This window comes from Streptomyces sp. NPDC058289 (assembly GCF_042880975.1).
GTDB classification, from domain to species: domain Bacteria; phylum Actinomycetota; class Actinomycetes; order Streptomycetales; family Streptomycetaceae; genus Streptomyces; species Streptomyces stoeckheimensis.
The window spans coordinates 69,288-94,990 of record NZ_JBHVYI010000022.1 but is presented as its reverse complement, the minus strand read 5'-3'; the positions used below and the strand labels follow the sequence as shown (position 1 = coordinate 94,990).

18 protein-coding genes are annotated in these 25,703 nt (G+C 71.0%); 10 read left to right on the top strand and 8 right to left on the bottom strand.

The genetic code is table 11. The features are described from left to right. The first annotated feature begins 54 nt into the window (after positions 1-54). The 5 genes from ACFVX6_RS14170 (at position 55) to ACFVX6_RS14150 (ending at position 3,241) form a co-directional block, all read left to right on the top strand. Entirely contained in the window at positions 55-495 is a 441-nt protein-coding gene (locus ACFVX6_RS14170; RefSeq protein ID WP_389691152.1) for a hypothetical protein, read from the top strand. Between the two features lie 114 nt (positions 496-609). Then, complete coding sequence (locus tag ACFVX6_RS14165; RefSeq protein ID WP_389691150.1) at positions 610-1,233, top strand: TetR/AcrR family transcriptional regulator; 624 nt, start codon at positions 610-612, stop codon at positions 1,231-1,233. Next, complete coding sequence (locus tag ACFVX6_RS14160) at positions 1,230-2,141, top strand: SDR family oxidoreductase (RefSeq protein WP_389691148.1); 912 nt, start codon at positions 1,230-1,232, stop codon at positions 2,139-2,141. The genes ACFVX6_RS14165 and ACFVX6_RS14160 overlap by 4 nt, the downstream gene beginning before the upstream one ends. A gap of 212 nt (positions 2,142-2,353) precedes the next feature. Further along, positions 2,354-2,569 (top strand): DUF6243 family protein, encoded by a 216-nt coding sequence (locus ACFVX6_RS14155; RefSeq protein ID WP_389691146.1) that lies wholly within the window; start codon positions 2,354-2,356, stop codon positions 2,567-2,569. Positions 2,570-2,788: 219 nt separating this feature from the next. Further along, on the top strand, positions 2,789-3,241 hold the full coding sequence (locus tag ACFVX6_RS14150; protein WP_389691144.1) for a hypothetical protein: 453 nt from the start codon (positions 2,789-2,791) through the stop codon (positions 3,239-3,241). A 68-nt stretch (positions 3,242-3,309) separates the two neighbouring features. Here the strand turns inward: ACFVX6_RS14150 and ACFVX6_RS14145 are convergent, their stop codons facing one another. Beyond that, positions 3,310-5,652, bottom strand: a complete 2,343-nt coding sequence (locus tag ACFVX6_RS14145; protein WP_389691142.1) for a collagenase — start codon at positions 5,650-5,652, stop codon at positions 3,310-3,312. A 332-nt stretch (positions 5,653-5,984) separates the two neighbouring features. Beyond that, complete coding sequence (locus ACFVX6_RS14140) at positions 5,985-6,752, bottom strand: transposase (RefSeq protein WP_389691140.1); 768 nt, start codon at positions 6,750-6,752, stop codon at positions 5,985-5,987. Here ACFVX6_RS14140 and ACFVX6_RS14135 point away from each other — a divergent pair. Next, positions 6,736-7,209, top strand: coding sequence for a hypothetical protein (locus ACFVX6_RS14135; protein WP_389691138.1), 474 nt, complete (start codon positions 6,736-6,738; stop codon positions 7,207-7,209). The genes ACFVX6_RS14140 and ACFVX6_RS14135 overlap by 17 nt on opposite strands. Before the next feature lie 56 nt (positions 7,210-7,265). On the opposite strand, the gene ACFVX6_RS14130 is transcribed toward ACFVX6_RS14135, so the two are convergent. The 5 genes from ACFVX6_RS14130 to ACFVX6_RS14110 all read right to left on the bottom strand — a co-directional run bounded on the left by ACFVX6_RS14130 (position 7,266) and on the right by ACFVX6_RS14110 (position 14,827). After that, positions 7,266-8,627, bottom strand: a complete 1,362-nt coding sequence (locus ACFVX6_RS14130; protein ID WP_389691136.1) for a lipase family protein — start codon at positions 8,625-8,627, stop codon at positions 7,266-7,268. Between the two features lie 184 nt (positions 8,628-8,811). Continuing rightward, on the bottom strand, positions 8,812-9,486 hold the full coding sequence (locus tag ACFVX6_RS14125) for a response regulator (protein WP_389691134.1): 675 nt from the start codon (positions 9,484-9,486) through the stop codon (positions 8,812-8,814). Continuing rightward, positions 9,483-10,577, bottom strand: a complete 1,095-nt coding sequence (locus ACFVX6_RS14120) for a sensor histidine kinase (RefSeq protein ID WP_389691132.1) — start codon at positions 10,575-10,577, stop codon at positions 9,483-9,485. Before ACFVX6_RS14120 ends, ACFVX6_RS14125 begins: the two co-directional genes overlap by 4 nt. A 119-nt stretch (positions 10,578-10,696) precedes the next feature. Then, entirely contained in the window at positions 10,697-11,218 is a 522-nt protein-coding gene (locus ACFVX6_RS14115) for a hypothetical protein (RefSeq protein ID WP_389691130.1), read from the bottom strand. A gap of 237 nt (positions 11,219-11,455) precedes the next feature. Then, entirely contained in the window at positions 11,456-14,827 is a 3,372-nt protein-coding gene (locus ACFVX6_RS14110; RefSeq protein ID WP_389691128.1) for a S8 family serine peptidase, read from the bottom strand. A gap of 350 nt (positions 14,828-15,177) precedes the next feature. On the opposite strand from ACFVX6_RS14110, the gene ACFVX6_RS14105 reads away from it, so the two are divergent. Then, complete coding sequence (locus tag ACFVX6_RS14105) at positions 15,178-19,104, top strand: DNA-binding protein (protein ID WP_389691127.1); 3,927 nt, start codon at positions 15,178-15,180, stop codon at positions 19,102-19,104. Positions 19,105-19,246: 142 nt separating this feature from the next. Then, positions 19,247-20,239, top strand: a complete 993-nt coding sequence (locus ACFVX6_RS14100; RefSeq protein WP_389691125.1) for an ArsR/SmtB family transcription factor — start codon at positions 19,247-19,249, stop codon at positions 20,237-20,239. Between the two features lie 4 nt (positions 20,240-20,243). Here the strand turns inward: ACFVX6_RS14100 and ACFVX6_RS14095 are convergent, their stop codons facing one another. Continuing rightward, on the bottom strand, positions 20,244-21,029 hold the full coding sequence (locus ACFVX6_RS14095) for a hypothetical protein (RefSeq protein WP_389691123.1): 786 nt from the start codon (positions 21,027-21,029) through the stop codon (positions 20,244-20,246). Between the two features lie 651 nt (positions 21,030-21,680). Between ACFVX6_RS14095 and ACFVX6_RS14090 the strand changes: the two genes are divergently transcribed. Next, a complete protein-coding gene (locus ACFVX6_RS14090; RefSeq protein ID WP_389691121.1) occupies positions 21,681-23,129 on the top strand; it encodes a hypothetical protein in 1,449 nt (482 codons plus the stop codon). 230 nt (positions 23,130-23,359) lie between these two features. Beyond that, complete coding sequence (locus tag ACFVX6_RS14085; protein WP_389691119.1) at positions 23,360-25,696, top strand: helix-turn-helix domain-containing protein; 2,337 nt, start codon at positions 23,360-23,362, stop codon at positions 25,694-25,696. The last annotated feature ends 7 nt before the right edge of the window (positions 25,697-25,703 follow it).

The following is a 25,703-nucleotide window of genomic DNA, read 5'->3' as shown; positions in this document are numbered from 1 at the left end:
TCAGGGCCGGGGCCCTGGTGCGCGGGGTGGCGGCCGGGCAGGTACTTTGCTCGGATGAGTCTCCTTGATGATGTGGCCGAACGTGACGGCTGGCGGTGCTGGGTGTGTGACGAACCGGTCGACCCCGACGAATCGGTGAACGACCCGCGGGGGCCCAGTGTCGACAGCCGGACGGCCGACCGGAAGGCGAAGGTCGCCGAGCGGCTCGCGCACCGCGGGTGCAACACCCGCAAGGGCGCCGTCAAGGTGGTCATCGCCTGGCCCGAGCGCCTGTACGTCGTCGAACCCGCGCCGCTGATCGCCGTGGCCGAGAGGCTGGAGCGCAAGGGGGGCCGCGAGATGGTGGGCCGTTGTCCGACCAAGAAGGACGCCCAGGAGGCGGCGGATTGGCTGGTGGACCGGTTCTCCCGACTGGTACCGGGGATGCCGGTGACCGCCGACATCCAGGCCGGTGGCGGCCAGTTCCTCATCGTCCTGGCCACCGGCCGCCGCTGACCGGGCGGGGGCAAGTCCCTTCCGGAATCCGACACCTCTTCCCACGCCGTAGCCGTGGGAAGAACCTGCGTGATTTAATAAATGAACGTGCATTTACTTACGGAGGTGGCGGTGGTGGGACGTCCCCGAGGGGTCGAGGACGTGGTCATCCTGCGCGCGGCGGCGCAGGTCATGGGGCGGGTGGGTCCGGCGGGTCTCACGTTGGCCGCCGTGGCCGGCGAAGTCGGGTTGGTGCCGGGGACCCTGGTGCAGCGATTCGGTTCCAAGCGCGGTCTGCTCCTGGCCCTCGCCGACCAGTCCGAGAAGGACGCGACCGACACGGCCGGGCGAGTGCGCCGGTCGCACGACTCGGCGCTCGGGGCCTTGGCGGCGCTGACGGTGGAGTCGGCGGCCGTGATGGCCACGCCGGAGAGCTTCGCCCATCATCTGGCGTTCCTGTGCATGGATCTTGCCGATCCGCAGCTCTACGAGCGTGCACTGGCCATCCACCGCACTCACCGGCGCGCGATCGAGGAACTGCTGACGGAGGCGACCGGTACGGGCGAGCTCCGCCCCGAAACCGATGCGGCGGCGCTGGCCCGCACCGTACAGGCGGTCATCGCCGGCGCGGGCCTGACGTGGGCGCTCGAACGCGAAGGCACCCTCGAAGAACGGCTCCGACAAGAGCTCGACGCCGCGCTGTCCCCTCACCTTCCGCTCCGAGACGCCCGAAACGCCCGAGACCCGGAGGAATCATGAAGAAGGACGCACTCCCGCTGGCCGGCAAGGTGGCCCTGGTTTCCGGCGGCACCCGCGGCGGCGGGCGGGGCATCGCCGTCGAGCTCGGAGCCGTCGGCGCCACGGTGTACGTCACCGGCCGCAGCAGTACGGGTGGGCGCTCCGACCTGGACCGCCCGGAAACCATCGAGCAGACCGCCGAGACGGTCACCGCGGCAGGCGGCCTGGGCATTCCCGTACGAACCGACCACAGCCGTCCCGACGAGGTCCGGGCCCTCGTCGAGAAGATCGCCGCCGAACAGGACGGACGGCTCGACGTCCTGGTGAACTCCGTATGGGGCGGAGACCCGCTGACCGACTGGGAACACCCCTTGTGGGAGCAGGACCTGGACACCGGTCTACGGCTGCTGCGGCAGGCGGTGGAGACCCACGTGATCACCAGCCGGTTCGCGCTGCCCCTCATGGTCGCACGCAAGAGCGGCCTGGTCGTGGAGGTCACCGACGGCAACACCGCCCGCTACCGCGGCACGTTCTTCTACGACCTGGCGAAGTCCGCGGTCATCCGCCTCGCCGTCGCCCAGGCCGCCGAGCTCAAGCCCCACGGCGTCGCGGCCGTGGCCATCACGCCCGGCTTCCTGCGCTCCGAAGCCCTGCTGGAGCACTTCGGCGTCACCGAGGCCAACTGGCGCGACGGCGCGGCCCAGGACCCGAACTTCGCCCACTCCGAGACCCCGGCGTACCTCGGCCGGGCCGTCGCCGCACTGGCCGCCGACCCCGACATCATGGCCAAGACCGGACGGGCCCTGGCCACCTGGGGCCTGTACGAGGAGTACGGCTTCACCGATGCCGACGGCACACAGCCGGACTTCGCCGCCCACTGGGCCGAGAACCTCCAAGAGCAGTACGGACCCCTCGGCGACCCGCTGTAACCCTGCGCGCCCCAGGAGGGCGGAGACCACCGACGGGTGCTGGTCAGGGGCTGGTGCGCGGGGCCGACGGAAGCGGGTAACGTTGTCATGTTCTTCCAGACGCCGATTTACGAGTGAGAGCGTGATGGGCCTCTGCTGACGTTCTTCGACGTCGCCGCCCGTCCCTCACCGATGAATCCGTAGATCACTTCACACCATTACCTGGAGAACCCGTGACCGTGAGCAAGAACATCAACAACCCTGTCGGCCAGGGTGGCGGCCAGCGCAAGAGGCAGTCCCGCGCCGAACGGCAGAACAACGGGCCGCACCGCAACCTCGACCGCCAGGGTGCGGCCGACCAGAAGGCCGAGCTGGTGCGCAAGATGCGCGAGAAGGCGGGCGAAGCCGAGGGCGCCGGGTCGGCGGACGACGCCACCGCACAGAGCTGACGCACTGCCGCCGCAAGGCGCCACCGCAAGGGGGCCCGGACCGCGATGCGCGGCCCGGGCCCTGCTGCCGTATCCCGGCCGTCGAGAGTGTCGTGATGCGGCCTCGCGGAGTTCAGATCGCGAACATGTTCCGTTTCAATGACATGTGCAATATCACATGTCATAAGCACCGGCCGAGAACCCTTGAACGGTGCTCCCTGACAAGGAGAACGAACCGCGATGAACCGCTTAGCCCTGCTCGCAGCCACTGCCATGGGTCTGACCCTCTGCACGATCACCCCGGCCGCCGCCGCCCCGTCGGCGGACCCGATCGAGACGGTCGCCTCCTGCGGGAACTCCGGCCTCCAGGCCGGACTGGCCACACGGGTGTGCGCGGAGGTCACCGGTACGACCATCACCTTCTACGGGAAGGTCGGACTTGCCGGCCCGCCTTCCCCGGGCAACGCGCAACCCGCGGCCAAGGAGTTGCTCACCACCCTGTCCGTGGAGGTCGTCGGAGCCGCCCCACCGCAGACGCAGGTCAAGCCGCTCCTCTTCACCGGCGCCACCCTCGAGGTACGCGCTGCCGCCGGAACCGCACCGTGCGGTTCGACCGTCCGTGGCACCTTCGGTGTGGCCGCGTTCCCCCGCGCGGCCGCCCCGGTGGTCCACGAGGTCACGCTCACCTGCTGAGACCTCCCGCCCGCAGGGCGAAGAAGCCCCAGGTCGTCGACCTGGGGCTTCGGCCGGCCCGGACCGGCTCACTTGGACTGCGTGGAGACGCTCACCCCGCTGAAGTCCTGCGCTGCGGCGAGGCTGAAGTACACCCAGCCGGAAGGCGGGTTGTCCACCGTCAGGGTCTCGCCGTTGCCGGCGTTGGTGGACTTCGCCTGGTAGCTGCTCGTGGTGGCCCAGCTGCTGCCGCCGTAGTACAGGTCGGCATTGCCGGCGCCACCGCTGCTGGTGATGGTCAGCTGCTTGACCCCGGCCGGCAGGTACACGAAGTGGTAGCTGTAGTTCCCGGCGCCGGCCGCGAGGTTGTCCCGGCGGCAGTTCTTGTCGAACTGGCGGGGGTCGCCGAGGGTGCACAGCGGGGTGGACGGGGCCTCCGGCAGGGGGCCGCAGTCGTTGGTCGCGCAGGCGGTCGTCAGCCAGGTGGCGAAACCGGCGTCGTAGGTGGTGCCGATGGTCTGCTTCAGGAAGGTGCGGGCGCCGTTCCAGTCACCGGCGCGGTACTTGCCCAGCACGGTCTCGACGTCGGCGGGGTGCGCCTGGAGCATGTAGCGGACCGCGAGGAAGCCCCAGCGGTAGACCCGGTTCGAGTTGACCTCGGGGTCCGCGTCCTGGCCGTAGACGGTGTCGAACAGGTCGCTGAGCTTGTACGTCTTCTTGCCGGCCTCGGCGATCGCGTCGGCATTGCGCTCGCCCCGGTAACCGAACGAGATGTTCTCGGCGATGCCCTCGACCCACCAGATGGTCGGCGTCACGATGCCGGCCTCGAAGTCGCCGGCCATGTTGTAGCGGCCGTCGAGGTAGTGGGTGTACTCGTGGTTGAGGTTCCAGATCTGGAAGTCCGGGCGCAGCCAGTGGGCTTCGTGGGCGATGAAGCGGGCCTGGTTGCCGGCGGCGGCCGGGTTGCCCTCCTCGTACATGCCGCCGTTGTCGACGTCGATGTTGTAGATGGCCCAGGCGTACAGCGAGTAGTTGGTGTAGTCGTCGAAGACGACGACCTCGAGGTTGGTGTTCACGTCACCGGGGATCGCGCCCTTGTCGCCGATGACCCGGTGGAAGTAGGCGTCCTGGTTGACCAGGCTGGTGCAGGTGCTCGCCAACTGCCCGGGGGACATGTCCTGGGCGCGGATCTTCAGGCCCGGGGTGCACGTGTGCTGGATCGGCAGGATGGCCGGGAGCACGCGCTCGCCCAGGTCGCAGATGGCGTAGGCCGCGCAGTTGTTCCTGTCGTACTGGCGCGTGTACCAGCCCAGGTTCATGGTGATCGGCGCGGTGGGGCCGACGTTCGGGTAGCGGTTGATCAGGTCCTTCAGCAGCGGGCGGACCCGCTCCTTGAGCTCGGGGACGTCGAGGGCGTGGCCCAGGAAGCGGCCGACGTTGCTGACGACGTCCAAGCGGTTGAGCTGCGCGCTGTTGCGCGTGATGAATCCGGCCCAGGTGTCGAGGATGGCGGGGTCGGCCTTGAGGGCGGCCCGCCAGCCGCGGTCGTCGTTCTTGGCCTTGAAGCCGTTCTCGACGACCCACTCGACGTGCTGCATCGCGAGGTTCATCTGGCCGGGCCACGTGCCGTCGTAGCTGCCGAGCATCCACTTGACGACGCCCGCGTAGCGGCCGGCCTCGTGGGTGCTGTCGATCAGGGTGACGACCTCGCCCAGGATCTCACCGTTCGCGTCCGTGACGTCCTTGCTGCGCGGGGAGGCGAAGAAGGCGTCCAGCGCGCCGCGCGCGGCACCGTCGAGCGCCGTGCCGTAGGGGCCGACGACGTCCCCGTTGTTGTCCTGCACGTAGTAGCCGGCCCGCAGGAACAGCACGAGCTGCCCGACGGCGGCGCTGTTGCTGCCCGAATAGGTCGCGGAGGCGTCGCGCAGCGCGTTGGCGACGGTCACCATCTGGGCTTCGTTGAAGGCCTTGCGCGCGTTCTCCCCGGTGAGGTCGAACAGCGGGTACGTACAGGTGATCCGGGGGAGCGCCTTGAGCTGCTGGACCAGGGTGCTGCCGGTCGCGTTGATCACGCCGGAGAGGTCACCGCACTCGTCCCCGGCGGCGGCCGAGGACCGCTGGCCGTCCTTGCCGGACTTGGCAGGCTGTACGGGCTTGACGGTCGGGGCGGGGGCGGTGGCGGACTCCTCGGTACTGTCCTGCGAGGAGATCCGGAAGCGGGAGCCGTTGCTCATCGCGTCGGGCGACTTGGGGACCGGGATCGACCGCGGTGCCGGGGCCGCGGTTCCCCGTGCGTACGCACCGGCCGGGGGCGTGGCGCCGGCGGAGGCGGCCTGGCTCTGTGGCGCGAACAGGCCGAGCGCAATGAAGACGGCTGCGCCCAGAGCGGGAAGTCTGCGCGTATTGGCCTTCGATATCCGGAAGGGATGCATCTGCGGGGGCCTCCGGGGCCGTTGTGGCCGCGTGCTGGGATACACGGGCGGATGATGTGTGACATGTAAAATTTCACATGTCGCATCACGTCGGAAGTCTTTTGGCCAGATTGGCTCCTGGCGCGATGGAAATGTTGCCGACCGGAGGTCGCCGTGGAGCGGTGCTCTCTTCGGCCGCCCGCCGACGGGCTGTCTCCGCGGGAGGGGTGACGGACCGTCTCTCGGGTCGTCGTCCCCTCCCGCTGTCTGCGGGAGGAGACAGGCCCTAAGGGCTGTCCCGTAAATGATCTTTGAGTCGTCGGGGCCGGGGCGGTGAGGGTGGGGCCGCTTGTCTATCCGGCGAGGGCGAGGTTGTGCATGCGGGCGATGCCGAGCATGGCGTGGTGGACGCCGTCGCCTTTGAGGCGGCAGTCGCGGAGGATCTTCCAGGTCTTCATGCGGGCGAAGACGTGCTCGACGCGGGCGCGGACCTGCTTGTGGGACTTGTTGTGCGCCTGCTTCCAGTCGGGCAGGTCTTCGCCTTTGTGGCGTCGGTGGGGGATGACGAGTCCGGTGCCCGGGTAGCCGCCGTCGGCGATCGTCATGGTTCTGCCGACGGCGGCTTTGGTGCCGGATTCCTCCCATGCCTTGCAATCGTTGCGGTTCCCGGCCAGCGGCCGGCCGACCACGACGACCAGGCGGGTGTCGGCGTCGATGACGACTTGGTGGTTGGTGGAGTACCTGTAGTTCTTGGACTGCGCGGCGATGGTGTGGTCGCGGGTCGGCACCAGGGTGCCGTCAACGATCAGCACGGTGTCTTTGGCGAACCGTTTGCGGGGCTGGAGGGCGAGCATCGGCCCGAGGTGGTCGATGATGCGGTCCGCCGCCGACTTGGACACCCCGAACAGCGGGCCGAGTTGGCGCATCGTCAAGTTCGTGCGCCAGTACGCCGCGACCAGCAGGGCCCGGTCCTCCAGCGGCAGGCTCCACGGCCGGCCCCTGCGGACCGCGTCCGCACCCTCGCGCCGCAGCACGGTCACCAGCTTCCTGAACTGGCGCGGGCTCAGCCCGGTGAACGGGGCTATCCAAGACGGCTCCGACGCCGTGATCACACCAGCCACGTTGAGATCATCTCAGTTGCCGGCATCGATCCTTCTGGCCGATCCTGTGGACTCGATGAGTGAGGAGGACGGGGTGGGACTGATCCTTTTTCCGGGAGACGGAGACACCAGCAGTCCAGACGTCGCCTGGTCGTACACCGGCTTCGCCGCCTTCCGGCGACGGCTGGCGCAGGCGGAGGGGTTCCCCCTTTCGGCGATGAGGGGCTTCGGCGGAAAGCGCCCCTGGAGCGACGTCTCCACCACCTTGGAGCCGCTCCTTGATCACCCGGACGACGGCGCAGGTGCCCTCTCAGCCACCCAGTGCGCCGCCATCCTGCCCCGCCTGGAGACGATCATCAGCCAATGGCAGGAAGAGGTCGGCGGCCCGCTCCTTCAGCAGCACATTGATGACGCCCGACGGCTGACCGTCGTCCTCCGGCTCTGTATCGAGAAAGACGTCGAGCTCCACTTCCTCTGATGCGCAGTGGCCCAGGACGCCCACTGCCGTGCTCGCCCGCGGTTACGGGACAGCCCTTAGGACGCCGTTGTGGGCACCTCGGGCGCGAGCGAGTTACCCGCAGGGATCCGGCCGCAGTCGGACGGGGCCGTCTTGCCCGCGAACCTGTCGTTCAGCCAGCCCAGAGCGGAAGGTGCCCACGGCACGGCGGCGCCGACGTGGCTGAGCAGGTCGTACTGCTGGTACTTGAGGGAGGTGTTGCCCTTGTCGCAGTACTGCCGGGCCAGCGCGCGCACGTCTCCTGCGACCATGACCCCGTCACCCCTTCCGATGCCCGGGAGGTTGCTGAAGGTGCCCTCCAGGACGCCTCCGCCGCCCTGCACGATGAACCCGGGGGCGTTGGGGGTGGGGGCCGAGCCGAGGTTGAGCTTGTTCACCGCCTCGACGAAGGCGGGCACCGAGTTCGGGTTCGCGTACTGCGGCTTCACCATCTTCTTCCAGGTCAGTCCCGGGTACTGGCCGAGGGCGTTGATGATCGACCCGCGTTCGAGCTCCTTGAACACCTGCTGGCCGTAGCTGTTCAGGTAGGGCGCGAAGTCGATGTCGTACGAGCGCGCGGCCCCGAGGACGGCCATGGGTGCGACGCCGGCCCAGACGGAGCTGCCGCTGACGTACTTGAGGTTGTGCGCGGGGGCGACGAGCAGCCCGCCCTCGGCGTAGCCCACGAGCCTCTTGTCGACGTCCGGCGCGTAGCCCGGCGCCAGAGCGGCCGCCCAGTGGGTGGCGATGGCTCCGCCCGAATAGCCGGCCAGGCCGATCCGGGTGCCGGAGTTCAGGCCGGTCTCCGGGGACTGGCTCGCGGCCCGGATCGAGTCCAGGGTGGTGGTTCCGTATTCCGGGCCGGCCGCGAAGTCGGCGGTCTGTCCCTCGGTGTCCGGGATGATGACGCTGTAGCCCGACAGCAGCAGGGGCACCAGGAGGAGGGACTCGCCGTTCGCGATCAGGCCCCCGAGCGAGACGTCGCCCGCGATGGCCCGGGACGGTGAGTCCGCGGGGTTGAGGGAATCGTAGAACGACTGGTACGACACGGCTCTGCCGCCGTCCCCGGTGAGGCTGCGCACGACCGAGGTCACCCCGGCGGACGGGCGACCCTGGGCGTCCACGGTGCGGAAGAGCAGCTGGATCGCCTTGACCGGCGTCGGGATGCCGACGACGTGGTACTGCAGCGTCCGCGTCTTGAGCACGGTGCCGGGTGCGTACGAGGACAAGGGCGTGCTGCCGTCGTAGGTGTAGAACGAGTCGTCCGCCGCCGAGGCCGCTGCTGTCGGCGGGGCGGCGGGGGCGGCCTCGGCCGTGGAGGCCGTGGAGGCCGTGACGGCGGTGACGGTCAGCGCGGTGGCCAGTGCGGTTGCCAGCTTCCCCATGGCGATGCGGTGCATGAGTCCCTCGGATTCGCTTGGTGGATCACAGGGGGAGAAATGCGTTACCAGTGGTAACCGCGCCGCAAGTTACCAGTAGGTAAGGGGTGTGAACAGGGTTGCGGCACGCCTTCCAGCGGGCTTCGAGCGCGCTTCCACCGGCATGCCGCCCGACGACGTCGCGGGAAGGAGGGACGCGACGGCGTCAGGCCAGACCCGCCTCGATGGCGCGCCGGACGGCGGCAGCCCGGTCGCGGATGCCCGCCTTGGCGAACAGGTTGTTGATGTGGGTCTTGACGGTGGCCTCGCTGATGAAGAGCCTCTCGGCGATCCCCCGGTTGGGCAGGCCCTGGCCGATCAGCGCGAGCACCTCGCGCTCGCGGGGGGTGAGGTCCTCGGGCAGGGCGGGTCCCGGCCCGGAGGTCTTCGCGGTCGTGGCCCTGGCGGTGGCGAGCAGCCGGTCCTGCACTTCGCGGTCGAGCACGGACTGACCGGCGGCAGCGGCCCGAATGGCCCGGGTGATGTCCTGGCGTCCCGCGTTCTTGGTCAGGTACCCGCGGGCTCCCGCGCCCAGTGCGCCAAGGATCGAGTCGTCGTCGGCGAACGTCGTGAGCACGACCACGGCCACCTGCGGGTACTGTTCGGTCAGGCGGCGGGTCGTTTCGATCCCGTCCATGACCGGCATCCTCAGGTCCATCAGGACGACGTCCACGGGTCCGGCGGCGACCGCCGTCAGCACCTCGGTTCCGTCCGCGGCGGCTGCGACGACGTCGATGTCCCCGGACAGGCCGAGCACCGCGGCGAGCGGCTCCCGGACGGCGGCCTGGTCGTCGGCGACGACCACCCTCAACTTCTGCTGCTCCTCGGTCGGTTCGCTCATCCCGGAATCACTGCCTCCACGTGCCAGCCGCCCCGGTCCGGCCCTTCGGTGACCGGTCCCGCCGTGACGGTTCCGTTCAGGAGCGCGACGCGTTCGCGCATTCCGATCAGCCCCATGCCGCTGCCGGGCCCCGCGTGCACCTCGCGGGTGCCGGGGCGGTTGCGGATCTTCAGCGTCGTCGACACCGCTGCGAACGTCAGCTCCACGCCGACGTCTCCTCCGGGCGCGTGCCGGGCGGCGTTGGTCAGCGCCTCCTGGGCGATCCGCAGCAGGTTCTGGGTCACTCGGGCCGGGAGCTCGCGGGCCGCACCGATGACGGTGAGGGCGTCGTGGTGACCGGAGGATTCGACCATCGCGGCCAGGCTCTCCACGAGCGGCAGGGCGTCTTCGCGCAGCGCGTGCACGGTCCACTGCGCCTGCTTCAGGCTCTCCTTGACCAGGGCGTGGGCCTTGGAGTTGGCCTCCCGGACCTTCTCGAGGTCGCCGGTGTCGATCAGCGCGTCGGTCAGTTCCAGCTGCATGTTGATCCCGGCCAGCGAGTGCGCCAGTACGTCGTGCACGTCCCGCGCGATCCGGCCGCGTTCGCTCAGCACGGCCGTCCGGGCCTCGGCCCGGGCGGCGCGTTCGGCCGACTCGGACGCTGCGATCGCCGCCCGTACGGCCTGGCGCCGGCTGCGGTTGAGGATGCCGACCAGGACGGGTGCGCCGGTGGCGAGGCCGAGTGCCCAGGGCAGCTGCTGGTCTCCCGGCCCGAGGTGGAGGTACAGGACGCCGGCGCAGAGCGCGCTGCAGAGTCCTGCGAGGGCCAGGGCCCACCGGGGCTCCAGCCGGTGGCCGATGTGACCGGTGAGGAAGAAGGCGAAGAGGTAACCCGTTCCACTGCTGCTGACACCGATCAGAGCGGCCGCCGCGAGGACGCCGGCAGCCAGCCAGGCGGGCGCGAACCGCTGGGTCACGGCGTTCTCGGGCAGGCCCCGGGCCAGCAGCGCTGCCGTGTTGAGCACGAAGAGGACGAGGACGGCCAAGCCCTGGCCGCTGAAGCCCATGGGCCGGATCGTCACGACTCCGACGACGACGACCGCCAGGTTCATTGCCCACAGGGCCCGCGGATCCTGTCCCGGAACCGGACCCGGTCCGGCCTCCGGGGAGGCTGCCGTCCCGGGGGGCGGAGGGCTCTCGTGCGGGGGCATGCGCAGAACATACTGCACGGTCAGGCCGTACGGTCGAGCACCGGCACGGGGCGGGCCACCGTGTGGGTGCGGCTCCGGATGAAGATCGTCGCCAGCCGTGTGACCACCTCGGTGAGGGCCATGAGGACGAACGCCGCCACCCAGGCCTTGTCGCCGGTGATCTGGTGGGTGACGCTGAACCGGGCCACATCGGCGCCGCCGCCGTGCTCGACCCACAGCTGGAAGCCCATCCGCGCCCCCATGCCCACGACCCACAGGACCGCCGACACCACTCCGGCCTTGATCAGGACGTGTCCGTCGACGGTCCGGATCCGGGTGTAGACGCCGCCCGCGATGCCGAGCGCGGCGCCCGCGCCCACCAGGACCGCGATCAGCGCCAGGTCATTGCCCGCGGTGGGGATGGTGTCCAGGTAGGACCAGGCCACGAAGGCCACGATCCCCAGCGGGAGCAGGAAGGACTTGAGGTCGAGCCGTCCTTCCCGAAGCTGCCGGAAGACGATCAGGATGAGGGCGATGTCGGTGATCCACTCGGTCGTTGTCATGCCCTCAAGGCTGCTATCGGGCGGCCCGTGACACCTGGACCCAGGGGTGGAAAAGGGGGTGGAGTTCGGGCTCTCCTCATCTCCACCGGCGGCCGGCAGCGGGCATAAGGCAGCCGTGATCCGGCAGCGCCACCGCCCCGCCCCGCCGTGTTTCGCGGCGGGGCGGGGCGGGGCGGGGCGGTTCGGGGGAGGTCGAGGGTCGGCCTCCCCTCCCGCCGTCGGCTCAAGGAAGCGAGATCACTTGCCCAGGTAGGCGTTGATGATCGTGACCTCGGAGACGTTGCCCTGCTTGTCGGTGACCTGGGCCCGGAAGGAGATCCCCCGGTCCTTTGCGGGGTTCCGGACGGAGAACGCGCCGTCGGTGACCGTGACCGGCTTCCAGGTCGTCCCGCCGTCTTCGCTCACGGAGATCGTCAGCGACTTGAGGTTCTTCCCGGAAGCCGAGCCCTGCACGGTCACGGGGATCCGGGTGACCTTGCCCGCCGGGGCGCGGGAGGCCGTGTCCAGCGAGGGCTGGAAGCGCACCGTGGAGACCGGGAGCGAGGTCTGGGCGGCGACCTGGCGCGAGCGGAAGGTGAAGCTCGTGTCGATGCGGGTGGAGACGGAGGAGATGTCCGGGGACCGCTCGACGGAGGTGGTCAGTCGGTACTCGGCGTCGGCGCCGTCGACCGTGAACGGCTCCCAACCGCTCAGCGGGTCCTCGTTCTCGGCGACCTTGATCCCGTTGCGGTACAGGGTGGTGGCGGTCTTGGTGAGGGACGAGGAGCCTGTGTGTCCCGCGCCGTCGGCGAAGAGGGGCACCGAGGCGGTGATGGTCTGCAGGCCCGTCTCCGGGTCGGGCGCGGTGCGGGACACGCCCAGGCCCTTGCCCAGGAGCGGTGAGAAGACTCCGGTGTTGAAGGTCTCGCGGTGGGACGAGCCCGCCGGGTAGCGCTTCGGCTCCAGGGAGGCCTGGTCCGCCTCGATGCGCTGGTTGCCGTCCTGGTCGGGGGCGCCGAGCTGCCAGAACCCGCTCCGCCAGGTCGCGCCGTCGAGGGCGGAGAGCAGGAGCGTACGGGTGCCGGGGGCGGGTTGGACGGCTCCGTAGAAGTCACCCTGAGCCATGCCGGGCAGGGTGGGGGCGGCGTAGGCGTAGCCGGACTTGCCGGGGGCGGGCGCGCCCATGTCCACGGAGAGCTTCGCCAGCTGGGTCGCCTTCACGTGCCGCGTGTACCCGGTGGCGAGACGGTTCGTCACGCCGCCGAGGGCAACGGAGTACTGGGTGGCCGGGTCCTTGAGGAAGGTCGCCAGCCAGCTCTGCGTGAGCGAGCCGTCGGTCACCGCCGGCCCCATGTGGGCGGAGCGGAACCCGGTGTACCCCTTGGGGAGGACCCAGCCGTTGCCGAGGTGGCCTTCGCCGACCGCCTGCTGGTAGTACGGCAGGGCGAAGTCGGCCGTGGCCAGACCGGGCACGGTGATGTCCACCGGCTTCGCGGTGCGCGCGTCGACCGTGACGGTGGTGGTCCCGGAGACCTCCAGCCGCGGCTGGACCAGCCAGTCGACGCCCTTGGTGAGGTCCGCGCCGTCCTGGTACACGGCGCCGTGGAGGGCGTAGGTGCCCTTGGGCAGACGCAGGGTGCCGGTGCCGGACTCGTTGCTGACGCCCGTCCATATGCCGTCGGCGGCGCCGCCGATTCCGAACAGGGAGTGGGAGAACTCGCGGGCAGGGCCGCCGTCGCGGTCGACGGTCGTGATGGTGACGTCGTACGCCTCGGCCTCACGGACGGCCGCCGCGCCCGTACGCACCGACTGGCCGCCGCCGGTGGCGGTGACGTAGGCGGAGAACGCGCCGTCGACATCGCCGAGCCGGGTGTCGGCGGCCAGGTCGACCTCGGCCCGGCCCCCTGCGGGCACGGTCACCTTGTCGGCTCCGAGCGCGAAGAACCCGGCGGGGGCGGCCTTGCCCCGGGCATCGGTGCCGGTCACCGTGAGGTCGAGGGTGATGTCGGTGGTGCCGAGATTGCGGTAGGCGATCTTCTTGGTGAGCGGCGCATCGTCGGTGTGCGGCCACTGGGCCGTGCCGAGGGACACCGACGGCTGCTCGGTGATCACCGTCTGGGCGAGGGCCTTGTCCACTTGGACGCGGCCGGTGCCCTGCTGCTGGACGCCGACCGCGCCGTCCTTCGTGGACGCGGTCAGCGCGCCCTTGAGCTCGGTCCCGGTCCAGCCGGGGTTCTTCTGCTTCAGCAGCGCTGCGGCTCCGGCCACGTGAGGGGTGGCCATGGAGGTGCCGTTGAGCTGCAGGTAGCCCGGGGCGGGGTGCTGGGCCCCGGGGTCGGTGTCGAGCTTGCTCCCCGGGGCCGCCGCGGCGGTGATGCCCACGCCGGGCGCGGTGAGGTCGGGCTTGACCGCGCCGTCGCCGACGCGCGGGCCCCGGCTGGAGAAGTCCGCCAGGACGTCCTTGGAGTCGACGGCGCCGACGGTCAGGGCGGCGTCGGCGCTGCCGGGCGAGCCGACCGTGGACTCGCCGGCACCGTCGTTGCCCGCGGCGATGGCGAACAGGACGCCCTTCTCCGCCGACAGCCGGTCGACGGTGGCCTCGACCGGGTCCACGCCCGGGAAGTCGCGGCTTCCGAGGCTGAGGTTGACGACGGCTGCGCCTTCGGCGACGGCCCACTCCATGCCCGCGATGACCGCGGAATCGGAGCCGTAGCCCCGGTCGTCGAGGACCTTGCCGCTGATCACCTTGGCACCGGGCGCGACACCCTTCAGTGCCCCGCCGGACGCGGCACCGGTTCCGGCCGCGATGGAGGCCACGTGGGTGCCGTGGCCGACGCGGTCGGTGGTGTCGGGGGAGTCGGAGAAGTTCTTCTCCGCGACGACCTGGCTCTTCAGGTCCTCGTGGGTCTTGTCGACACCGGTGTCCAGGACGGCGATCTTCACGCCCGTGCCGTCGAACCCGGCCTGCCAGGCCCGGTCGGCGCCGATCTGCTTCGTGCTCTTGTCCAGGCTCGCCTTGCGCACGCCGTCCAGCCAGACCTTGTCGATCCCGGCGCCGGTGGCGCGGAGGCCGCGCGCAGTGGGCTCCGTCAGAGCCTCCCAGACCTTCGTGGCGTCAGCGGGCGATGCCTTGACGGCTTCGGCGTTGACCGTTTGAAGGGCGCGCCCCGCCCCGCTGCCGGCGGCGGACCGCAGCTCGGCGCGCGCCGCCCCGGCGGAGCCCTCGTACTGGACGATCAGGCCGAGTCCGCCGCGGTGCAGTGCGCGCAGGGTCGGGTCGGCGAGCGTGGTGACGTCGAAGAGGCGCCGGTCCAGCTTGCCGGCGGCCAGCAGGGCCCGGGCGTCGGCGGGCAGGACCAGGGTGTGGCCGTCGGCGCGTTCGATCTCGACCGGTACGCGCTCGCGGCCCTGGCCGGGCTCGAAGCGCACGACCGCGCCGCTGCCGTTCACGGTGACGCGGTCGCCGGTGATCAGCGTGACGGTCACGGGGGTGCCCGTGGTGCTCCTGGTGGGGGAGGCGGCGGGTGCCGCCCCCGCGGGGCCGGTCAGCCCCGTGCTGAGGGCGACGACCGCGGTGGCGAGGGCGAGGGCCCCCGCGGCTTGTCGAGGCCTGTGGGTCCGTGTGAACAACTCTGCTCCTGTGGAAGGCGCGCACGGCGGCCGGAGCCGTGGCGCGCGCCCCGTCGTGTGGCGCACGTGGCGTACGCGGTGTGTGCGTGGCGGTGTGGTGACGCCGGTCGCCGCGGCCCGGTCGGCCCGTGTCCCACCGACCCCTAGGGGGAGAGGCGGGGGTGGGGAGAGCGAGCCGTCCGGGCCGTGCGGCGACCGGGGTACGGCAGCAGTCCACCGGCTCGCGGATTGTTCAGCAGCCTCGATCCGGGCGGCTGAACAATTGTTTTCCGTGGCCGAAGAGGCTCTTGTGGCTGCTGGTGCCCCCGCCTACGGTGGGAACGATCTTGATCCCGGGGGAGGGGAGCGGCGTGGGAACTGGTGCGGGAAGGCCGGAGAAGGCGCTCGATCCACAGGCCGGTCCAACCGCCCGGTTCGCCGGTGAGCTCCGCGCACTGCGCCGTGCGGCCGGCTCCGTCCCCTACAGGGAACTGGCCGCGCGGGCCGGCTATTCGGTGACGGCGCTCTCCCAGGCCGCCGCCGGGAACCGGCTCCCGAGCCTGCCCGTGACGCTGGCCTACGCCGAGGTCTGCGGCGGCGCCCGGACGGAATGGGAACGACGGTGGCGCGAGGCCGAAGCCGAAGCCGCGACCGAAGCGCTGGCCTCCCTCGAGCTCGACGCCGCCGACAGCGGAGGCACCCCGCCCTACCGGGGCCTGACACGCTTCGAACCCGAGGACGAGTCGGTGTTCTTCGGCCGCGAACAACTGACCGACCAACTGACGGCCCTGGTCGCCGAACACCGCTTCGCCGTCGTCCTCGGCCCCTCCGGCAGCGGCAAGTCCTCCCTGCTGCGGGCCGGTCTCATCCCGCGACTGCGCCGCTCCGCACCGCCGCTGCCGCCCGCCGCGGCCCTGCGCGTCCTCACCCCCGGCGAACACCCGATGCGGACCCACGCGCCGGTTCTCACCCCCGCCGCCGGAGACGGCGAGACCTGGCTGATCGTGGACCAGTTCGAGGAGGTCTTCACCCTCTGCACTGACCCCGACGAACGACGGGAGTTCCTCGCGGCCCTCCTCGCCGCCCGCCACCCCGGAAGCCGGATCCGCGTGGTGCTCGCCGTGCGCGCCGACTTCTACGCGAACTGCCTGGCCCACCCCGCCCTGGCCGAGGCCGCCCGAGCCGCGACCCTCCCCGTGGGCCCGCTGACCGCCGAGGAGATGCGCGGCGCGATCGTGCGCCCCGCGGCGGCGGCCGGCCTCACCGTCGAACGCGCCCTCACGGCCCGGCTCGTGGAAGAGGTCACCCGCGAACCCGGCAGCCTGCCGCTGCTCTCCCACGCCCTGTTGGAGACCTGGCGGCGCCGCCGCGGGCGCACGCTGACCCTGGCCGGACACGAGGCGGCCGGTGGTCTGCGCGGAGCCCTGGCCCAGACCGCCGAGGAGGTGTACGCGGCACTCGGGCCCGACCGCGCCCCCGTCGCGCGTCGCCTCCTGCTGAACTTGATCACCCCCGGCGACGGAGCCCCCGACACCCGGCGGCCCGTACCCCGCGACACCCTCGTGCCCCCGGACTCGCCGGACGCCGCCGAGGCGGGCGCCGTGCTCGACCGGCTGGCCCGGGCCCGGCTCGTCACGCTGGACCGGGACGTCGTGGACCTGGCGCACGAGGCCCTGATCACCGCCTGGCCGCGGCTGCGCGGCTGGATCGACACCGACCGCGAACGGCTGCGACGCCACCGCCGGTTGACCCAGGCCACCCAGAACTGGCTGACCCGCCGACGCGACACCGGGGCGCTCCTGCGCGGAGGCGAACTGGCCGAAGCCGAGGCCACGTTCGCCGAGGTCGCGGGCCGCTCCGCCGAGCTGATCCCGGCGGAGCGGGAGTTCCTGCGTGCCGGTCTCGCGTTCCGCGCCCGCACGCGTCGAATACGTCGCGGCGTCACCTCCGTCGTCGCCCTCCTCCTCGTCCTCCTCACGGTGGCGAGCACGACCGCCTGGCAGCAGGGCCGCGACAACGTCCGGCAGCGGGTCGCCGCCGAGATCCGGAAGGCCAAGGGGGCGGAACTGGCCGCCGGTCAGCTGGCAGCCGTGGCCCAGGGCCTACGGAGCTCCGACCCCGCGTTGGCGATGCGGCTGAGCGTGGCCGCCTGGCGGGTCGCCGAGACCGCCGAGACCCGGTCGGCGCTGCTGGCGGCGTCCGTCCAGGCCGAGTCCGACGCCTACGACGTACCGGACGAGGCGGGCCCCTGGCACTCCTACCCCGCGCTCCCGGTCCGGCTGAGCGCGGACGGCCGGATCGCGGTCACCGTCGACGTGGACTCCGTACGCGCCTGGGACGTCACGAAGAGGACGGCGGTCGGCCCGGAGACGACCCTCGACCAGGGCACTCTGTTCCGCGGGATCTCCCCGGACGGCCGCACCGCCCTGGTGCAGGGGTCCCGGGAGGAGAAGGAACCCGGTTCCGGGAGCGGGGCGCGTCGACTGGACCTGGCGTCCGGGACGCCGCTCGACGCCGTACCCCGGCCGGTGGGCGCTTCGGTTGCCTGGACGGCCGCCGAACAGGTCGTCGCCAACCAGGACATGGACGGTGCCGTCGGCCGGCTTTCGCTCCGGGACGCAGGCAGCGGCCGCACCCTGCTGGAGGTGCCGACCGGGCGGCATCCGATGTGGGCATTGAGCCCGGACGGACGCCACCTGGCCCTGTGCGCCCGGGGAGGGGATGCGGCGAGCCCCTTCGAACGGTCCGACGTGCCCATGAGGGTGTGGGACGTGACCCGCGGCACAGAGCTGCCCGCCACCCGACCCGGCGGGTGCGCCGTCGACTCCTTCGGTTTCACCGGCGACGGCGCCGTCCTCATGACCCGAGCACCGGGCGGCCTGAGCCTGTGGGACCCCATCACGGGCCGGGAACCGGCCCGGATCGACCACCACGGACTGACCGAGGCGACCACCAGCCCCGACGGTCGGTTCGCCGCTGCCGTCGACGGCAGGGAGATCCTGATGTGGCGCCTCGCCACGCCCGAACGACCGGTCTTCCGCTACTCCCTCGCCAACGGGTCCGCCTCCCAGCTCCGGATCGACCCGAAGGACGGCGTCATCAGGTACCTGACCGAACGCCGACTCGGGGACACCGTGGTGCGCACGATCTCCTACGGACCGGCCACGACACCGGACTGGAACCCGGACCCGGCCTCGACGGGCACCTTCAGCGCGGACGCCACGACCGTCGCGGTGGACCGCAGGCAGGGCTCGAGCACCTGGTTCGAGGCCTACGCCGTCGCCGACGGCCGGCGCACCGCCCGTACCCCACCGGCCGACTGCCCGAAAGCCGCACCGGGATCCGGCGCAACGCCCCCGGAACACGACTGCCGTGGTCTCCTCGCGCTCACCCCCGACGGACGAACCCTCGCCCATGCCCGAACCGATCCCGCCGCGGGCTCCGACGCCGGGGACGGGCAGCGGGAGACCGCCCAGGAACCGAGCCTGTGGGACGTGTCGGCGAACAAGGCCCGCCCGCTCCCCGCAGACCCGAAACCGTCGTCCGCCGCCCGGATGCCCATCACGGGAATGGCCGTCTCCCCCGACGGCCGGTCCCTGCTCACGACGCGCGCGGGCGTTGACACCCTGGACGTCCGGGACGTGGCGAGCGGACGCCGGACCCGGGCTCAGGACCTCACGAAGGACCGGATGTCCTCCGTGGTGAGCCGGGGGAGCGACCGAGCCGCCCCGGTCGCGGTCCGCCCCGACGGCCGACTGCTCGCGACCTCCTCGAACACCTTCGACATCACCACCGGCCGACGCACCGTAGGGGGCCTCACCATGGAACGGGGCGGGGTGATGACCTACAGCCCCGACGGCACGCGCCTGGCGGTCGGTGACACGACGGGCGGGGTCACCCTGTGGGACGGCGAGGCCGAGCGACGACTGGCCACCCTCCCGGCCGGGTTCGACGAGATCGGCCTCGACTCCGCAAAGTCCGCAACGGCCTTGGCCTTCTCCCCCGACGGCCGAACCCTGGCCGTGGCGGGTGCCTCCGGCACGCTCCGGCTCTGGGACGTGAACTCGGGCCAACCCCTGGGACCACCGCTGCCGACCCCCGGCGACGGAATCGTCGCCGTCACCTTCTCACCCGACGGCCAAACCCTGCACAGCGCAGGCGAACACAGCACCGTTCGCACCCACCAGGTGGCCCCGGACCGCGTAGCGGAGTCCGTGTGCACCCGCGCGGGAGCCGAACTCTCCCGGTCCGACTGGCACACCTACCTCCCGGATCTCCCGTACCGAAAGACCTGCTGACCGATCGCGTTCATCCCGCGGACCCACGAACCCGGAACCGTGGGTCTTGGCTGAAACACGTTCTGGACGGAGCCGCAGCCAGGGCACAGACTGCGGTGGGCGATCAAGTGGAGCCAGAGCGTACGGCGATGGGGGATGCTCGGTGCTGCGCATTCATTTCACCGCCGAGGATCTGGCTCGGACCCGCGTGGCCGCGACGATCGGGGCGGCCGCGGAAACGATGTACAGCCTGAGGCTGCTGCGCGACTGTGCCGCCGCGGCCCTGCCCTTCCGCCCCTGGCAGGCGGCGGTCCGCGGGCGGCTGGGTGCGCAGACCCGTCCGTTCACGAGCCTGCTGGCGGTGGACGGCCCGGACATCGACCTGACGGTGCTGATGGGTGACACGCTGTCCGTCGAGGAGGGAATCGACAACCTGATGCGGGCATCGCCCGCCAGTTTGCAGACCGAGCTCGAGCACATCGCCTTCGACCCTTCGCAGTTGTCGTGGGCTCGGGAGCTGGCGGCCGGCGACCTCGAAGCCCGCAGGGACTTCGCCGCAGGGCTCGCCGCTTGCAACGAGGCGATCGTCGCCCCCTATTGGAACGGGGCGAGATCCCATGTGGAGGGCGTACGGGCGACCTTTGCACGGATGCTGCTCGACGGCGGGATCGAACGCCTGCTGGAGGGGATGTGCGTCCCGCTGGTGCGGTGGCGGTCGCCCGTACTGGAGGTGCGCTACCACCGGCACGTCGACGTCCACCTCAAGGGGCGCGGTCTCGTCATCGCGCCGACGGTCTTCCTGTGGCGTGACCCGGCACTGTTGTGGGACTCGCAGGACGACACCTCGGCGCCCACCCTCGCCATTCCCACCATCGGTGACGCAGAGGTGGGCGCCGCGTTGTGGTCTGCGGCGCAGGCCGCTGACCAGTCACTGGGCGCACTGCTGGGGCGCACTCGGGCCGCCGCACTGCAAGTGGCCACCGAAGGATGCAGCACCACCGAGCTGGCGCGGCGCCTTAACGTGTCGATCGCAGCGGCAAGCGAGCACGCGACGGTGCTGCGGAACGCCAATCTGATCACGACGAGCCGACGCGGCAAATCCGTGGTGCACACCGTCACCCCGCTGGGCGCCGAACTCCTGGGAAGCCACGGATGAGCCGTCAGCCGAGCTTTTTGGCTTGGGCTTCGACCACGTTCTTGGGGTGGTCCGCGGTGCCGCTCATGCTCTGTGCGTGGAAGACGGCGAGGGTGTTCGCTTTGCGTACGACGACGAGTTCCGTCGAGATGCGTCCGATCTCTTCGTCCGCCATGGCGAGGGTGTAGGTCAGGGTTTCATCACCGACTTCCACCTTGGTGAACGGCCGTACCGTGGTGTTCCCGAGTTCCTCGCCGGCCACGGTCGGCGTGAATCCCTGCTCACAGGGCAGGCCGGCGTCGACGAGGGAGCGGAAGGCTTGCTCGGCGCCCTTGCCGTCGTACGAGTACAGGCTGACCACGGTCGCGGTCGTGCCGAGGGCGTTGCGGGCGGCGAGTTCCTTGTCCTCGTCGCTCGCGTCCTTGTCCACCGGTTTCGGCTTGGCGGCCACCGCGGTCCGTGCCGCTCCCGTCGGGCTGCCGATCGGCGCGGTGGCCATCGCCCGCAGCACCGGAAGACACTCGGGGACGTCACTGACGGCTCCCTCGCCGGCCTTCACGTCCTCCTCGGAGACGGGCTTGAAGAGATGGTCGGGCAGGTCTGCCTGAAGCAGGATCATGCCCGCGAGCTCCGCATCCGTCTTCCCCTTGGCGGCGGGGGCCGCCTGAGTCGGTGCGGAAGCCGAGGCCGAAGGCTGCGCATCGGCCTTCGCCCCGCCCTTCTCCTCGGCGCTGCCGGAGCCGCCGCAGGCGGAGACGAACAGGGCCAGGGACAGGGCTGAGGCGGTCAAAACGGTACGGCGGACGTGCATGGCGCGCATGGTGAAGTTCCCCCACAGGAAAAGGTCAGCGGAAAAGCGGCAGCACTCCGAGCCCTCCACCCCAAAACGGAGCGGCGCGTCAGCTGCGCAACCCACACCGTAGGGGAGCGGGCCCGTGCATCAGTACGTATTTGCGTGCCTCGTACGTTCGCGGAAGCGCCGGGGTGACCTCGCAGACGCGGAGGGTTACCAGTGGGTCGTGTTACCTGTCAGCGCAGGCAGTCCAGCTCCACGCAGGGCGTGCGGTAGCACGCTCCCCGGGCAAGGTCTGCGGTCACGGCACGGAAAATCGGGACTTGACACGCTCGGCCCGTCAGTCGCAGCAGCCCCTCGCGCCGCGGTGCAGGGGCTCATGGTGGCGGTCTACGGGCCTGACGGGCGGGGCAGGTCGTACCGACGGCCCGGGCCGGGACCCGCCCGGCAGAAGTAGGCGGGGACCACTTCTGCCGGTGGAACCGCATGGTCCGGCCCCCGGTCCACCGTGTTGGCTCGACGTGGAACGGACGGCGGAGCCGGGCCGCCGGGCATCACGGTGCCCCGGGGCCGCCCACACCGCCGTCCGGCAACCGGTACCGCACGCCCGCTCCGGTTCCGACGACCGTCTTGACCCTGGGGAACGACATGCTTGCAAGAGGCTTCCGCGTGCTGCGAAGGCTGGCCCTACCCGTCCTGGCGCTGCTCTTCCTAGCCGCAACGCTGCCCACCCCCACGGCCGCCGTAGCGGCGTCCGGGAGCAAGTACGGAGACGCCCGCCTCGACCAGTGGTCGTCGCTGACCACCCACAACTCCTACGCGGACTCGGGGATCGTGCCGCCGCGGAACCAGTCCCGCAACATCTCCCGGCAGCTGGACGACGGCGTGCGCGGGCTGATGCTCGACACGTACGACATCGCCTACGACCAGGAGGGCAACGTCGACTTGATGCTGTGCCACTCCACGTTCTCCTGCCACGAGACCTTTCGCAGCGGGCTCGGCAGGGTGGTGGACTTCCTCAAGGCCCACCCGGACGAAGTGGTCACGGTCTTCCTGGAGAACTACGCCAGCCGCGCGTCCCTCACCCAGGCGGTCACGGACGTGCTGGAATCCGAGAACGCGAAGAACCTGCTGTTCTCGCCCAACCAGTACGACATCGACAACCGGAACTGGCCGCGGCTGCGCGACATGGTCTCCGACAACCGCCGCCTGGTGGTGTTCCAGGACAGGTGGGGAGAGGACGTCCCGGTCAAGTCCAGTGACGGGAGCAAGGAATACGGGCGCCTCATGTACACCTGGAACCGTACGGTGGAGACGCTCTACGACTACGACGGCCGGCCCAGCGGCTGCGCATCGCGCAACAGCAACCCGGTGGGGCAGAACCCCATGCCGGGCACGGCCCTGACGCCGCTGTTCACCATGAACCAGTTCGACTCGAGCGTGCTGAACCCCGAGGCCAAGGCGCCGGGAGACAACGGCTCGGCCCTGAAGAACCGCATCGACAAGGACTGCCGTCCCGCCGCGGGCCACAACCCCAACTACGTCGCGGTGAACTTCTACGAGCAGAGCGACACCAGCGGCGTCACCCCGATGTCCGTGGTCAACGAACTCAACCGCAACGCCCACATCTTCGCGCCGCACCCGGCGCTGTGGACCGTCACCTCGAACAGGCAGTTCATCGGGCAGACCTACGAGACCACCGCCCCGAACCGCTGCATGGTGCGCGGTGAGAACTTCCCCGACGGGACGGGCGGCGTGATGACGCAGCGGGCCTGCGCGAGCCCGGCGCCCAGCAGCCAGCAGTGGACGGTTCCCCTGCCGCCCTATGACAGCAAGAACTACTACTGGATCAAGGCGGGCAACGGCAACTGCCTCACCGTCCCGTGGAACCTCGGCGTGCCGCCCGGCAACGGCATGCAGTTGTTCTGGTGGCCGTGCGAGAGCCGGTGGGCCTCGGACAACCAGCTCTGGGAGGTCATGCCGGCGGAGCAGTACGGCGGCAGGCGCGCCTTCTACTTCATCAACCGGTGGACCGGCAAGTGCCTGACCCTGGACCCGGCGACGATCGGCGGCAAGGCCGGCAAGGTCACGCAGGACGTCTGCCCGAGCCGCGGATGACCCCCCGAACCTGATCCGGGCACCTGTCACGTCCGCGATACCGGCGCCCGAAGCGGCCCGGCCGAGCAATCGGCCGGGCCGGTCGTGCTTTCTGCGCGGCCGACCGGCCCGCCCGGACGGGGGACGGTCCGCTCACTTCCACCGGCAGAAGTGGAAGTGGCGTCTTGGCATACTTCTGCCGGTAGGACCCGCCGACTCGGGGGGACCACGCTGACCAGGGGATTCGAGTCATGAACAACGGGGGGTTCGCCGCGCGCCTGCACGCCCTGCGAACGGGTGCAGGGCTCAGCCAGGAGGCACTGGCTCAGGCCGCCGGGTTGAGCGTGCGGGCCCTATCGGACCTGGAACGAGGACGCTCCCGGGGGCCGCAGCGCCGCACCGTACAGGCCCTCGCCACCGCCCTGCGCCTGGACGGTGCGGCCGCCGCCGAACTGGAACGCGCCGCCGGCCTCGGCCGCCCCCGCCCCCACCGCGGAGCGGGGATCGCCACCCGGCCGGAGGCACGCCCCGTCCCGCACCACCCGCTCCAGCTACCACGCGATCTGGGCGACTTCACCGCCCGCGGCCCTGCCCTGAACCGGCTCCGCGCCCTGGCCGAACACCTCGACCCCGCTCACCCACCCGTGGCCGTGGTCAGCGGACAGCCCGGCCTGGGCAAGACCGCCTTCGCCGTCCACGCCGCGCACACCCTCACTCCCCACTTCCCGCACGGCCAGTACGCCATCGACCTGCGCGGCATGGACCCCCGCCCCACCCCGCCCCGCGAAGCACTCGCCCGGCTCCTGCGCGCCCTCGGCACCGCCGACAACGCCGTCCCCACCACCACCGAGGACCGCAGCGGCCTCCTTCGCTCCTTGCTGCGCGACCGCCGGATCCTCCTCCTTCTGGACAACGCCGCCGACGAGAACCAAGTCCGCCCCCTGCTGCCCGGCCGCAGCCCCTCCCTCACCCTCGTCACCAGCCGCAACACCCTGGCCGGGCTCGAAGCGGTCCACCGCCCCGAGCTCACACTGCTGCGCCGCGAGGAAGCCGTCGAACTCCTCACCCGCGTCATCGGACCCGAACGGGTAAACCGCGAGAGCCAGGCCGCCCGCGACCTCGCCGACCTGTGCGGACACCTCCCCCTGGCCGTACGCATCGCCGCACAGCGCCTCGCCGCCCGGCCGGGCGAACACCTCGCCAAACTCGCAACCAGGCTCGCCGAAAGCACGACACGCCTGGACACCCTGCAAGCCGGCTCACTACAAGTCCGAGCCGCCTTCACCCTGTCCTACCGGCAACTGCCCCCACCCACCCGCACGGTCTTCCGTCGCGCCTCGCTCGCAGACGGCCCCGACTTCAGCCCCCAGAGCGCCGCCCTTCTGGCAGGGCTGCCCCTACGTCAAGCCGCCAGATGCGCACAGGACCTCACCGACGCCGGACTGCTCCAACCCCACCCCACCGCCGACCGCTACCGCTTCCACGACCTCCTCCACCTCTTCGCCGCCGAACAACTGGCAGAAGAGGACGAGCCCGCGCACACCGCCGGCGCCCAAAACCGGGCCGACCTCTGGACCCTGCACCGCGCGACCGCCGCAGCCCAACTCTTCGACACCGCACCCCACCCGGACACCAGCCCCGCCCCCGATCCCGATCCCGCCACCGCACCCGCCGACCACGAACAGGCACGGGTCTGGCTGGAGGCCGAGAAGGCGCAGTGGCTCGCCGCCCTGGGCCGCGCCCAAGCCCGGGGGCTGCACCGACAAGTCATCGATACCGCCGAGGCGATGCACTGGTTCTCCGACCGCACCCCGCACTGGGAAGCATGGGCACAGGTCTTCCAGTGGGCCGTCGACTCTGCCCGCGCCCTGGGCAGCAAACGCGACGAGGCCGTTCACCTCAACTACCTCGCCTGGGCCTACAACATGTGTCTCTACGACCACACCGCCGCCCTGACCACCGCACAGGCCGCCCTGGCCGCAGCGCGCGAAAGCGGCGACCAGCTCCAGATCGGTTGGGCCCTGGGCTACGCCGCCGGCGCACTCCACCGGCTCGGGCGAACCGACGAATCCATCATCTGGCTCCAGGAAGCCGCCGACCACCTCGGCAAGCAGACCGCCCCGGAGAGCCGCCTCGCCGAACTCACCGCCCTCAACTCCCTTGGCCAGCAACTGCGAGAGACCGGCCGTGCCCAGGAAGCCCTGGCCATCCACCGACGCAGCGAAGCCATCTGCAACACCGGCGTCCCGGGGAAGCCCCGGGAGCTGATCGGCCTCTACCTCGCCGTGACCCGCCAGCACATCGGCAACGACCTGGCCGCCCTCAACCGCTGGAACGAAGCAGAGCACCTCCTGCGGTACGCCCTCACCCACTTCCAGGCGGCACAGATGCCCGCCTGGAGCGAACCGGCCCGCCTCGACCTCGGCATCGTCCTGCTCCATCTCAACCGGCACCACGAAGCCCACACGGTCCTGACCGCCGCTCACGAAGCGCTCGTCCGGCTGAACAACCCCCGCAAATCCGAAGCCGCCGACCACCTCCACCACCTCCATCTGCCCTCCGACGGTGCACCCGACCGGACCGGCTGAGGAGGCA

Coding starts and splice junctions, on each gene's coding strand:
- ACFVX6_RS14170 (WP_389691152.1), top strand. CDS start 55: ATGAGTCTCCTTGATGATGTGGCCGAACGTGACGGCTGGCGGTGCTGG.
- ACFVX6_RS14160 (WP_389691148.1), top strand. CDS start 1,230: ATGAAGAAGGACGCACTCCCGCTGGCCGGCAAGGTGGCCCTGGTTTCC.
- ACFVX6_RS14150 (WP_389691144.1), top strand. CDS start 2,789: ATGAACCGCTTAGCCCTGCTCGCAGCCACTGCCATGGGTCTGACCCTC.
- ACFVX6_RS14145 (WP_389691142.1), bottom strand. CDS start 5,652: ATGCATCCCTTCCGGATATCGAAGGCCAATACGCGCAGACTTCCCGCT.
- ACFVX6_RS14130 (WP_389691136.1), bottom strand. CDS start 8,627: ATGCACCGCATCGCCATGGGGAAGCTGGCAACCGCACTGGCCACCGCG.
- ACFVX6_RS14125 (WP_389691134.1), bottom strand. CDS start 9,486: ATGAGCGAACCGACCGAGGAGCAGCAGAAGTTGAGGGTGGTCGTCGCC.
- ACFVX6_RS14120 (WP_389691132.1), bottom strand. CDS start 10,577: ATGAACCTGGCGGTCGTCGTCGTCGGAGTCGTGACGATCCGGCCCATG.
- ACFVX6_RS14115 (WP_389691130.1), bottom strand. CDS start 11,218: ATGACAACGACCGAGTGGATCACCGACATCGCCCTCATCCTGATCGTC.
- ACFVX6_RS14095 (WP_389691123.1), bottom strand. CDS start 21,029: ATGCACGTCCGCCGTACCGTTTTGACCGCCTCAGCCCTGTCCCTGGCC.
- ACFVX6_RS14085 (WP_389691119.1), top strand. CDS start 23,360: ATGAACAACGGGGGGTTCGCCGCGCGCCTGCACGCCCTGCGAACGGGT.